Raw genomic sequence first — 12355 nt, forward strand, 5'->3', positions numbered from 1 at the left:
AATGCCTCGTAAGGGTCCCGCCCCGAAGCGCCCGGTCATCATCGACCCGGTTTACAACTCTCCTCTGGTGACGTCCCTCATCAACAAGGTGCTGCTGAACGGCAAGCGCTCCACCGCCGAGCGCATCGTCTACGGCGCCATGGAGGGCCTGCGCGAGAAGTCCGGCAACGACCCGGTCATCACCCTCAAGCGCGCGCTGGAGAACGTGAAGCCGACCCTCGAGGTCCGCTCCCGTCGTGTCGGTGGCGCCACCTACCAGGTTCCGGTCGAGGTCCGTCCCGGCCGTTCCTCCACCCTCGCGCTGCGCTGGCTCGTGGGCTACTCGCGCGCTCGTCGCGAGAAGACCATGACCGAGCGGCTGATGAACGAGCTGCTGGACGCCAGCAATGGTCTGGGCGCCTCTGTCAAGCGGCGTGAGGACACCCACAAGATGGCCGAGTCCAACAAGGCCTTCGCGCACTACCGCTGGTAGTCGCTACCCCATCGAGAACCGAGAGAAGACTGAGCCATATGGCCACCACTTCACTTGACCTGGCCAAGGTCCGCAACATTGGGATCATGGCCCACATCGACGCGGGCAAGACGACCACCACCGAGCGGATCCTGTTCTACACCGGCGTGAGCTACAAGATCGGTGAAGTCCACGATGGCGCTGCCACCATGGACTGGATGGAGCAGGAGCAGGAGCGCGGCATCACCATCACGTCGGCCGCGACGACCTGTCACTGGCCGCTTGAGAACGTCGATCACACCATCAACATCATCGACACCCCGGGCCACGTCGACTTCACGGTCGAGGTGGAGCGCTCGCTGCGCGTCCTCGACGGTGCCGTCACGGTGTTCGATGGCGTCGCCGGTGTGGAGCCGCAGTCCGAGACGGTGTGGCGTCAGGCGGACCGCTACGGCGTTCCGCGTATCTGCTTCGTGAACAAGCTGGACCGCACCGGTGCCGAGTTCCACCGCTGCGTCGACATGATCACGGACCGCCTGGGCGCGGTGCCGCTGGTCATGCAGCTGCCGATCGGCACCGAGGCCGACTTCAAGGGTGTCGTCGACCTCGTCACCATGAAGGCGCTGGTCTGGTCCGCCGAGGCGACCAAGGGCGAGATGTACGACACCGTCGACATCCCGGACACCCACACCGAGGCCGCCGACGAGTGGCGCGGCAAGCTGCTCGAGGGCGTCGCCGAGAACGACGAAGAGATGATGGAGCTGTACCTGGAGGGCCAGGAGCCCACCGTGGAGCAGCTCTACGCGGCGATCCGCCGTATCACTATCGCTTCCGGCAAGGGCGGCGGCACCACCGTCACCCCGGTGTTCTGTGGCACCGCGTTCAAGAACAAGGGCGTGCAGCCCCTGCTCGACGCCGTGGTCCGCTACCTGCCGTCGCCGATCGACATCGAGGCGATCGAGGGCCACTCGGTCAAGGACCCCGACGAGGTCATCAAGCGTCGTCCTTCCGAGGAAGAGCCGCTGTCGGCCCTGGCGTTCAAGATCGCGAGCGACCCGCACCTGGGCAAGCTCACCTTCATCCGTGTGTACTCCGGCCGCATGGACGCCGGCACCCAGGTGCTGAACTCCGTGAAGGGCAAGAAGGAGCGCATCGGCAAGATCTACCGGATGCACGCGAACAAGCGTGAGGAGATCGAGTCGGTGGGTGCCGGCGACATCGTCGCCGTCATGGGTCTGAAGCAGACCACCACCGGTGAGACCCTCTCCGACGCGTCGAACCCGGTGATCCTGGAGTCCATGGACTTCCCGGCCCCGGTCATCGAGGTGGCCATCGAGCCGAAGTCCAAGGGCGACCAGGAGAAGCTGGCCGTCGCCATTCAGCGTCTTGCCGAGGAGGACCCGTCCTTCCGCGTCAAGACCGATGAGGAGACCGGCCAGACGATCATCTCCGGTATGGGCGAGCTGCACCTGGACGTGCTGGTCGACCGTATGCGCCGGGAGTTCAAGGTCGAGGCCAACGTCGGTAAGCCGCAGGTGGCCTATCGCGAGACCCTCCGCAAGACGGTCGAGCGGTACGACTACACCCACAAGAAGCAGACGGGTGGGTCCGGCCAGTTCGCGAAGGTGCAGATCGCGCTCACGCCGCTCGAGGGCGATGGCTACGAGTTCGAGAACAAGGTCACCGGTGGCCGTATCCCGCGGGAGTACATCCCGTCCGTGGACGCGGGCTGCCAGGAGGCGATGGAGTTCGGCGTGCTCGCCGGCTACCCGCTGACCGGCGTCAAGGTCACCCTTCTCGACGGTGGGTACCACGAGGTCGACTCGTCCGAGATGGCCTTCAAGATCGCCGGTTCGATGGCCTTCAAGGAGGCCGCCCGCAAGGCCGGTCCGGCCCTGCTCGAGCCGATGATGAAGGTCGAGGTCACCACGCCCGAGGACTACATGGGCGATGTGATCGGCGACATCAACTCCCGTCGTGGACAGATCCAGTCCATGGAGGACCGGAGCGGCGCCAAGCTGGTCACCGGTCTGGTTCCGCTGTCGGAGATGTTCGGCTACGTGGGCGACCTGCGCAGCAAGACCTCTGGCCGCGCCAGCTACTCCATGCAGTTCGACTCCTACGCCGAGGTTCCGAAGAACGTCGCCGAGGAGATCATCGCGAAGGCCAAGGGCGAGTAAGTCGGGTTCATCCCGATTGCTCACCCTTTAGGCTGGAGCAAAAGGCATCGGGGCATTCCGTCATAGATCGTCCGTACCGGGCGGTCCATGGCGGGGCCCCGGCCGCCGGCCCCCCATACGAATACGGCGAAGGGCATCCCCCTCGGGGTCCTGGCCGGTTCGGTAAGACCACCTGAACCCATCCGCAAAGTGTGGATGCGTACAGAACCACTCCACAGGAGGACCCCAGTGGCGAAGGCGAAGTTCGAGCGGACTAAGCCGCACGTCAACATCGGCACCATCGGTCACATCGACCACGGTAAGACGACCCTTACCGCGGCGATCACCAAGGTGCTGCACGACGCGTACCCGGACCTGAACGAGGCCTCGGCCTTCGACCAGATCGACAAGGCTCCTGAGGAGCGCCAGCGCGGTATCACCATCTCCATCGCGCACGTCGAGTACCAGACCGAGTCGCGTCACTACGCGCACGTTGACTGCCCCGGTCACGCGGACTACATCAAGAACATGATCACCGGTGCCGCTCAGATGGACGGCGCCATCCTCGTGGTCGCCGCCACCGACGGCCCGATGCCGCAGACCAAGGAGCACGTGCTCCTGGCCCGCCAGGTCGGCGTGCCGTACATCGTTGTCGCCCTGAACAAGGCCGACATGGTGGACGACGAGGAGATCCTGGAGCTCGTCGAGCTCGAGGTCCGTGAGCTGCTCTCCGAGTACGAGTTCCCGGGCGACGACGTTCCGGTCGTCAAGGTCTCGGCGCTCAAGGCGCTCGAGGGCGACGCCGAGTGGGGCAAGTCCGTCCTCGACCTGATGAAGGCCGTCGACGAGTCCATCCCGCAGCCGGAGCGCGATGTCGACAAGCCGTTCCTGATGCCGATCGAGGACGTCTTCACGATCACCGGTCGTGGCACCGTCGTCACCGGTCGTATCGAGCGTGGTGTCCTCAAGGTCAACGAGACCGTCGACATCATCGGCATCAAGACCGAGAAGACCACCACCACGGTCACCGGCATCGAGATGTTCCGCAAGCTGCTCGACGAGGGCCAGGCCGGTGAGAACGTCGGTCTGCTGCTCCGCGGCATCAAGCGCGAGGACGTCGAGCGCGGCCAGGTCATCATCAAGCCGGGCTCGGTCACCCCGCACACCGAGTTCGAGGCCCAGGCGTACATCCTGTCCAAGGACGAGGGTGGCCGCCACACGCCGTTCTTCAACAACTACCGTCCGCAGTTCTACTTCCGTACCACGGACGTGACGGGCGTTGTGACCCTCCCCGAGGGCACCGAGATGGTCATGCCGGGCGACAACACCGAGATGTCGGTCCAGCTGATCCAGCCGGTCGCCATGGAGGAGGGCCTGAAGTTCGCCATCCGTGAGGGTGGCCGGACCGTCGGCGCCGGCCAGGTCACCAAGATCAACAAGTGACCTGACGCTCCCCGGAGCATTCGGAGCCCCATTCGCCGCAGGACGGCGGGTGGGGCTCCGTCGTATGTGGGGCTCGGCCGTATGTGGGGCTCCGTCGTATGTGGGTACTCGGCAGCCACATCGACGCTGAGTCCGACCCTCGGGAGCGAACAGATGACGAGCAACGGCAAGATCGCTATAGCGGTTGCCGGAGGTTATCTCCTCGGGCGCACGAAGAAGGCGAAGCTGGCCTTCGGGCTCGGCATGATGCTGGCCGGGAAGAAGATCTCCCTTGATCCGCAAGCGTTGGCGAAGGCCCTCGCCGACTCCCCGCTGCTCAGCGGGTTGAACGCGCAGGCGCGCAAGGAGCTGGTCGACGCCGCGAGGACGGCCGCGACCAAGGCGGTGACCGACCGGGCCAACACCCTCGCCGACTCCCTCCACGACCGCACGCTGAGCCTGCGGGGGGAGCGCGACGAAGCCTCCGCGGACGCCGAGGAGGAGCGCGAGGACGAGGCCGAGGGCGAGGCCGAGGAGGAGCGCGAACGGGCCCCGAGGGCACGCCGTACGGCCCCCGCCAAGAAGACCGCCTCCAAGGCGGCGTCGAAGGCCCCGGCCCGCCCTACCCGGAAGACCGCTTCCTCCTCCGCCCCCAGGGCGAAGAAGACCGCGGGAGGCCGCCGTGGCTGACACGCTGGGCAGGCTGAAGGACGAGATCGCCAGGAACCCGGCCGCCGACCGCCTCAAGGACGAGCTCCAGAGCTATCTCCGGGCCCGGGCCGGCCATGCGCTCACCGGACTGAGCGGCGGACTGAGCGGCGGTCTGGCCAAGGGCACGCAGGCGCTGGCCGAGGGGAAGTCACCGGGCCGGGCCGCGCTGAAGGCCGGAACCGCGCAGCTCAAGGAGTCCGTCAAGGAAAAAATCACAGGGCTGTTCGGCACGGGCCGCGGCAAGAGCGGCGGTGGCACGTCGAAGACCGTGACGATCGTCGAGGACATCGACGTCGGGGTGCCGGTCCGCGAGGCATACGACCAGTGGACCCAGTTCCAGGAGTTCAGCACCTTCGCCAAGGGCGTTGTCAGCGTCGAGCAGGGCGACGAGCTGAACAGCAACTGGAAGGTGAAGGTTGCCAAGTCCACCCGCAGTTGGCGGGCGGACGTCACCGAGCAGGTGCCCGACGAACGGATCACCTGGACCACCGAGGGAGCCAAGGGCACCGTCAAGGGCGTGGTCACCTTCCACCCGCTCGGCGACAACCTCACCAAGGTGCTGCTGGTCCTGGAGTACGTCCCGAAGGGGCTCTTCGAGAAGACCGGCAACCTCTGGCGCGCCCAGGGCCGTCGGGCCCGGCTCGACCTCAAGCTCTACCGCAAGTTCATCATGATGCGCGGCGAGGCCACGGACGGCTGGCGCGGCGAGATCCGGGACGGCGAGGTGGTCATGGACCACCGGACCGCCGTGGAGGAGGAAGAGCGCGCGGAGGCCGGGGGAGAGGCCGATGAGCCGGAGGACGCTTACGAGGACGATGCCGAAGACGCGGCCCTCGATGGGGACGAGGGGTACGAGGAGGAGCTCGAACCCGGCGAGGAGTACGAGGACGAAGACGAGGCTGGGCACGACCCCGCGTACGAGGACGAGGACGAGGCCGAGGACGAGGAGGACGAGGCGGAGGCGGAGGCCGAGGAGCGGGAGCCCGTCCGCCGCTGACCCTCGCGCCCGCCCCCGGGTCGCGCCGCGCGGGCCCGGGGAGCGCTGGTGCCTATGCCCGCGATGTGGGGCGCGGGCGCCAGATCCATGGGGCGGCGTCGGGCGCGATACCGACCACGGCCACTTCCTTGCGCCCCTCCGTCAGCAGCGCCGGGGTGCCCACCGGGATCAGCCGTCCGGGCGCGCGCAGCGGCCTGCCGCGGGACCCCGTGCCGTACTGGATCTGGACCTTGCCGTCGAGGTCACGGCCGAGCAGCACCGTTGTCCTGGCCTTGCGGCCGCCGCCCGGTTTGGCCACGGTGTGCACGGCGACCGGGCCGTAGCCCTCGAAGTGCCGCACGGTGAGCCCGGCCCCGGCCCCGGCCATGTCGCCGAGCTTGTGCACACCGGGCACGGTGGCCGCGGGCGTGCGATAGACCAGCGAGAGCGAGCCGTCCGGGGCCACCGCGGCGCCCGGCTGGTCGCCGGGGCGCGGCAGCCCGGTCGGCGGCAGCAGGGTCACCGGCCCGTCGACGCGCTGCTGGCCCCAGTGGTGGACGGTGTCGCGGCCCGCGGCGACGACATGGACGCGGCCCTCGCCGTCCAGGGCGGCGGTCAGCCCGTCCTGGATCTCCCCGCCGCCGAGGCGCTGCCAGGGACCCCAGCGGCCCGCTGTGTCCCGTACCCGGGTGGCCAGGCCCTTGTCCGAGGTCCGTACGAACAGGTGGATCCGCCCGTCCGGGGCGGCGACCGCCACCGGGCAGCCGGTACGGCGCCCGCGCTCGGGGTCCGAGTCGGGGGTCCCGAGGCTGGTCCAGGTGCGGAACGGCCCGTCGGGACTGCGCTGCTCCAGCGCCACGATCTCCCGCAGTCCGGTCGAGCCCTGGCCGCCCAGTGCGGCGAACCGCAGCGCGAGGAGCAGCTGCCGCCCCTCGGCGTCGCGCACCGCGGACAGCGCGGGGGCCAGCGGACCGCCGCCGAGCCCCTGTGGCGCACCGAACCGCCCGCTCCCGGCCGAGGTCTCGCGCCAGCGCACGGCCTGGGTGCTCAGTACGCCGTAGGCGACGAGACGGCCTTCGCGGTCGGTGGTGGGGGCGGGCAGGGCGCCGGGGTAGCGGTAGTGGGTGGAGCGGATCCAGCCCTTGCGGTTCTTCAGCGGGCGCTGCCCGCCCTGGCTGTAGTCGCCGCAGCCCGCGTTGTTGCCGCACTTCCACGTGGGGGAGCCGCCGTAGGACTTGATCAGTCGGGCCTTGTCGGCCAGCACGGCGGGCGGCAGATTGTGCGGCCAGCGCTGGTTGTAGTAGCCGCGGAACGCGGTGGTGGCGAAGCGCGGCGCCTGCTTGTCGCGCCGGGTGGAGTCCGCGACCCACTGGGTGATCGCCTTCCAGGTGAACAGAGCCACCGGGGTGTGGTCGCGGTGGTCGGAGCAGCCCGGCTGGTCGTTGTCCCTGGGATGCAGCGCGTCATGCACCTGGAAGTCCGGGTCCGGGTCGAGGGTGTGGATCAGGGTGGGCCGATAGCGGTGCATGATCTCGGCGAGCACATCGACCAGTGTCTGGTGAACGTAGGAGCTGGGGTGCGCCACGGGTGAGCCGGTGGCCTGAAGGGTGCGCATCACGGCGCCGGGGGTGTCCCACAGGGCGGGGATCCGCACCCCGCCCTCCGAGAGCATCGCGATGTTGAGGAAGATCAGCCGGACGCTGCGGGCGCCGTTGGCCAGGACGTTGGTCTCCGCGGTGGCACCGCCGGGCAGCCGCAGCACCGAGCGCTTCCAGTCGGCGAACTGGTTGAGCCCCAGCATCTGCGCGTACGCCTGGCGCAGCCCCTGGTGGCGGGCGGCGGAGTAGTCGGCCTTGTCCGGTGCCGGTACGGGCCGTCCGGCCACGTAGTTGATGCCGCGCGCCTCGCCCGCGGTGACGTAGACGCTGACCACGGGGACTCCGGAGCGCAGCACGTGTTCGGCGTCCGGGTTCATGAAGTACAGGTCGTCATCGGGATGGGCCAGGATCTGGAGCAGCAGGGTGTCCTTGTCGCCCGACGCCGAGGTGAACGGCTCGGCCGCGCCCGGCTTGGTCGGGCGGGCCGGTGCGGCGGGCCCGGCGGACGAGCCGGACTGTCCGACGCACCCGGCGGTGCCGACGGCGGTGGCGGCGGTGAGGGCCGCCAGCGCGGCCAGTGTCTGCCTCCGCGTGGTGCCGGACGGAATCCATCGACTGTTCAATTCGGTGACCCTGTCACTTGGGCAGCACGTGATCTCCGGCTGCTCTCCCGTAGAGAGGGGACGGTTTGTGATCTTCCAGGGTTGTCCGGTGAGCGGGAGGTCTTGGTCACAGCACGGACAACGCCCGGGCCCCGGCGTTCAGTCGTCGCCCCCGCCGCGGTCATCTCCCGTTCGTTTCGGCGCATTACGTTCGTGCCGCCTCATGCGGGGGGCTCGTCATCGACACAACAGGGGGACGGATGACGTTCGAGGAGGAGTGGGCGCAGCTCAAGGCGGCCGCCCACGCGCCGTCGGCGGCCACGGGGACACGGCTGAACTCGTCCGGGTGCGGCAGTGGGCCGGGGGGCCGGCAGAAGCTCCATGTGACGGCCTCCGTGCTGCGCGGGCGCGCGGGCAAGGCCGAGACGGTACGGGGGCAGTTCCTGACCGCGGACGACGAGGTCATGACCGAGACCGGCCAGGTCAGCGGCACCCTCACGGGCTTCGCCACCGACAAGGCCATCGACACCTTCCTGGAGCGCTGGAAGGACCAAATGGCCTCTGTGAAGGCGCAGTTCAGCAGCACCGCGTCCGCCCTGCGCACCGCCGCCGACGCCTTCACCCACGAGGACCGGAAGCAGGCCCTGGGCTACCGCGTGGACAGGGGGAAGCATTCGTGAGCGAGCAGCTCGGCTACACCGAGGTGAAGAACGCGAACCTCACCCCGCTCCGCGAGGCCGTCACCAAGTGGAGCCAGGCGCCGGGGAAGTTCCAGCAGATCGACACCAACTTCGGTACCGATGTCACCAAGGGGCTGGCCCACTCCGACTGGCACGGCGAGGCGGCCGACGCGGCCTGGCGCACGCTGCGCGCGGTGCGGCGGCAGATCCTCGCCGCGGCCGAGGAGGCCCGCCGGGTGCACAACGTCATGAAGCAGGGGCTGGAGAAGTTCACGTCGGCCAAGAACACCCTGGACGCCATCGAGAAGGAGCTCGAGGGTCACCAGTATCTGAAGCTCAACAAGCACGACGGCTCGGTCTATCTCGATCTGCCCGACGACCAGGAGCAGAACCGCGCGGCGTTGACCAAGTCCTACCAGGACACCTTCGCCCACTACCGCGAGCGCACCCGCACGGCGCTGGAGCTGGCCGCGGAGGCGGACAGCGCCCTGGTCCAGGCCCTGACCGCGGACGTCAACGGTGAGCGGCGCGGCTTCAACGACCACGCCTACAACAGCCTGGACCAGGCCCGGAAGGCGACCGCGAAGGACCTGAAGAAGGCCATCGAGCTGGCCGGGACCGAGAACGGCCGGCTGTCCTCCCCCCAACTGGCCCAGCTGTCGGTGCTGATGGCCCGGCACAGCCAGGATCCCGAGTTCGCCGAGCAGTTCGCCACGAAGCTGGGCGCGGAGCGCACCCTCAAGCTCTGGTACAACGCGACGCATCCGCACAACCCGCTGTACCCCGATACCGACGTCGACGACACGGCGTGGTGGAAGTCGGCGAAGAGCCTCCAGCAGAGCCTGGGGACGACCCTGGCCACCGCCTCCCACGCGGACACCCCCGCCATGGCGGCGTGGAAGGACGAGATGATCCGCCTGGGCCCGCAGCGGCTGGAGGACTCCGGCGGGCGCACCCACCCCTACGGCTTCCAGCTCATGAGCAACCTGATGCGCACCGGGACGTACGACAAGGACTTCCTGAACACCTACGGCGACAAGCTCGTGGCCTGGGACAAGAAGAACAACACCAAGGACGGCTTCGCCTACTGGTCGAACACCGGCGACACCGACGCGCTGAATCTGATCGGTCGCCGCGGTGACAACGGCATGGACGCGATGACCGGCTTCCTGGAAGGGCTCGGCCACAGCCCGGAGGCGTCCACCGAGTTCTTCCACAAGCCCGCCGGCGGCGGGCTCAATCCCCGTTTCGAGTACCTCACCCAGGACCGCAACTGGATCTTCGACGGCAACACTCAGGGCGGCCCCCGCACCCTCCCGGGCCATGAGGCCCTCGGCCACGCCCTGACCGCGGCGACGACGGGCTACGCCTGGGATGCCGACGAGGTCGCGGGCAAGGACCCGGAGATCTTCCGGCACGGCGGCGACCGGCGGACCGCGGCGACGGCGGATGTGATGGAGCAGGTCGTCGCCGTCTACGGGGGCGAGGACGGCCCCGGGCTGCTGCACGACCAGCCGGGGATGGCGACGAGCCTGGGGCGTATGGGCGGGGCGTATGTGGACGACATCAACTACCACATGTCCGGAGTGGGCGAGCACAGCAAGAGCGGCGATGCCTTCCCGCCCGCGTACCGGGGCCGGGCCGACTTCGGCCGCGACGGCGCGCTCAACTTCCTCAGTGTGCTCGGCCAGAACGAGACCTCGCACGGGATCATGAACCAGGCCGAGCACCTCTACACCCTCAGCCAGATCGCGGCCCATCCTCCGGCCGACGGGGCGGAGAACTACGCGATGGGCCGCAGGGCGCTGCTCACCGAGGCCGAGGCGCGCGGTGTCCTCGACCAGTCCCGCGCCGCTCAGATCGAGGCGACCTACGCCCATGACAGCGCCGAGGCACAGAAGGCGTTCCAGGAGTCGTCGAACTGGACGAGGGTCGGATACAACGCCAGTACGCCCGTGGTGAGCCAGGGCATCGTGAGCGTGGTGGGCAAGGCGGGACCGTGGGGGCTCGTGGTGCCCGTCGCGGTGAGCGCGGGCCAGGAGTTCGCGAAGGTCTTCCACAACGACGCGATCTTCGGTGGACCGGATCTGCCCGAGCCCCCGCAGGACGCGTCGGAGTTCTACCGGCGGGGGGAGAACCAGTTCGGCGAGGTGGCGGCGCAGTACTTCAAGGGGCACGGGAACGAGCTGGACGCCGAGGGGGATCTCGCCGATGACCTCAAGGAGAAGTACCACGGGACCGGGGCGGGGGAAGCCGCTCATCTGGGCCGCAAGCCCTACCCGGGATGACCGCGGGGTCCGGCGCCGCCGGGCGGCGCCGCTCGCTCTGGCCGTGGCCACGGCCCTGGCCGCGGCCTCCTGCGCGGCCGGGACCGAAGAGCCGAAAGCCGAGGGCGTTCCCTCCACGACGCTGTGCGGGTCCTCCCTCGACGTGGACGCCCGGCGGGCCCTGGACCGGCTGAGCGGGGAGTCGGCCCTGCGGGAGCGGAAGGGGGTGCCCTTCGACCGGGCCGTCCCGCGGCTGCGCCGCCGGGCGGACGTGCCGACCACCCGCACCGAGGTGTGCCGGGTGCACCGCCCGGCGGACGACGCGGCCGACGCCCTGTTCACGGTCGAGTTCGTCCACCTCGACGCGCTGACGGACTGGCCGGACCGGCTGCCCGCGGACGGCGACTCCTATCGCGTGGGCATCTATGGCTCTTCGAGCGGGCGCGGGGCGGAGATCGTCTTCCCCTGCACCGAGGGGCTGCACCGGAACGGCCCGCCGTTCCTCATGGGCTCCCTGTCGCTGCCGGGCTTCCACCGTCCGGAGGGGGCCGCGGGCCGCTCGGAGCTGCCCGCGGCCGAACAGGGCCGGGCCGGGATGACCATCCTGACGTCCGTGACCCGGGCCATGGCCGAAAAGCTCGGCTGCGCCGAGGAGGCCGGGGTCCCGGCGGAGGCCGTGCGGCCCCGGCCGCCGGCCGCGTACCGTAGGCCGTCGCACCCCCTGAAGGACTGGCGCTGGTGGTGGACCCACCGGGCGTGACAGGGGCGCGGTGCGCCGGGTTTGAGCGCTCCCGCGCGGGGGGTATGCTTCCCCGCTCCTGATTGGCGTCCGGAGCAGCCGCTATGGCACACTAGCCAGGTTGCTCGGTTGAGTGCCGATGCTGCGCGCCTCCCGCCGGGAGGACTGGAAGCGAGTCCCGCAGTACTCGTCGTCCCTGCTCAGGGGCGGAAGTACGGGAATCTTCCGGGAAGTGTCAGCGGGGCCCCAGCCAGGCGCCCGGTGGGTGACTTTCTCCCCCAGCCAACCCCTTCATCAGGGATTTCTCCGATGGAGAGCTATGAGAAGGGGCGCGACACGCCCGACCGCGTGGGTCGGGAGTCGGTGGGAGGGAGCCGCGTACTCCACCGGGTCCCAGAGCGTTACGAGAGACAGGACTACGAAGTAGCCATGGCGGGACAGAAGATCCGCATCCGGCTCAAGGCCTACGACCACGAGGTCATCGACTCCTCGGCGAAGAAGATCGTCGAGACGGTGACCCGCACTGGTGCGTCGGTCGCGGGCCCGGTGCCGCTGCCCACAGAGAAGAACGTGTACTGCGTCATCAAGTCGCCGCACAAGTACAAGGACTCGCGCGAGCACTTCGAGATGCGTACGCACAAGCGCCTCATCGACATCCTCGACCCCACGCCGAAGACCGTCGACTCGCTCATGCGTCTCGACCTGCCGGCGGGCGTCGACATCGAGATCAAGCTCTGAGGTGACGCGCGA

At 69.1% G+C, this 12355-nt stretch carries 10 protein-coding genes; 9 read left to right on the forward strand and 1 reads right to left on the reverse strand.

All coding sequences use genetic code 11. The features are described from left to right. Position 1 precedes the first annotated feature (1 nt). The 5 genes from rpsG to JK363_RS37940 all read left to right on the forward strand — a co-directional run bounded on the left by rpsG (position 2) and on the right by JK363_RS37940 (position 5740). On the forward strand, positions 2–472 hold the full coding sequence (gene rpsG, locus JK363_RS37920; RefSeq protein ID WP_014178748.1) for a 30S ribosomal protein S7: 471 nt from the start codon (positions 2–4) through the stop codon (positions 470–472). A 38-nt stretch (positions 473–510) separates the two neighbouring features. Beyond that, a complete protein-coding gene (gene fusA / locus JK363_RS37925) occupies positions 511–2631 on the forward strand; it encodes an elongation factor G (RefSeq protein WP_201882606.1) in 2121 nt (706 codons plus the stop codon). A 228-nt stretch (positions 2632–2859) separates the two neighbouring features. Beyond that, entirely contained in the window at positions 2860–4053 is a 1194-nt protein-coding gene (tuf, locus tag JK363_RS37930; protein ID WP_201882607.1) for an elongation factor Tu, read from the forward strand. Between the two features lie 153 nt (positions 4054–4206). Beyond that, complete coding sequence (locus tag JK363_RS37935) at positions 4207–4722, forward strand: hypothetical protein (RefSeq protein ID WP_201882609.1); 516 nt, start codon at positions 4207–4209, stop codon at positions 4720–4722. Then, the gene (locus JK363_RS37940) at positions 4715–5740 is read left to right on the forward strand and encodes an SRPBCC family protein (protein WP_201882611.1); all 1026 of its coding nucleotides are present in this window, start codon (positions 4715–4717) and stop codon (positions 5738–5740) included. The genes JK363_RS37935 and JK363_RS37940 overlap by 8 nt, the downstream gene beginning before the upstream one ends. Positions 5741–5792: 52 nt before the next feature. Here JK363_RS37940 and JK363_RS37945 read toward each other — a convergent pair whose 3' ends face one another. Continuing rightward, entirely contained in the window at positions 5793–7940 is a 2148-nt protein-coding gene (locus JK363_RS37945; RefSeq protein ID WP_215911654.1) for a PIG-L family deacetylase, read from the reverse strand. A gap of 239 nt (positions 7941–8179) precedes the next feature. Between JK363_RS37945 and JK363_RS37950 the strand changes: the two genes are divergently transcribed. The 4 genes from JK363_RS37950 (at position 8180) to rpsJ (ending at position 12343) form a co-directional block, all read left to right on the forward strand. Continuing rightward, positions 8180–8599 (forward strand): type VII secretion target, encoded by a 420-nt coding sequence (locus JK363_RS37950; protein ID WP_201882612.1) that lies wholly within the window; start codon positions 8180–8182, stop codon positions 8597–8599. Next, positions 8596–10887: a hypothetical protein gene (locus JK363_RS37955; protein ID WP_201882614.1), complete on the forward strand. Its 2292-nt coding sequence runs from the start codon at positions 8596–8598 to the stop codon at positions 10885–10887. The genes JK363_RS37950 and JK363_RS37955 overlap by 4 nt, the downstream gene beginning before the upstream one ends. A 43-nt stretch (positions 10888–10930) precedes the next feature. Then, on the forward strand, positions 10931–11626 hold the full coding sequence (locus tag JK363_RS37960) for a hypothetical protein (RefSeq protein ID WP_201882615.1): 696 nt from the start codon (positions 10931–10933) through the stop codon (positions 11624–11626). Between the two features lie 408 nt (positions 11627–12034). Further along, positions 12035–12343 (forward strand): 30S ribosomal protein S10, encoded by a 309-nt coding sequence (gene rpsJ / locus JK363_RS37965; RefSeq protein ID WP_003948644.1) that lies wholly within the window; start codon positions 12035–12037, stop codon positions 12341–12343. Positions 12344–12355 lie beyond the last annotated feature (12 nt).

It is taken from the genome of Streptomyces coffeae, from assembly GCF_016741875.1.
Taxonomy (GTDB): Bacteria; Actinomycetota; Actinomycetes; order Streptomycetales; family Streptomycetaceae; genus Streptomyces; species Streptomyces coffeae.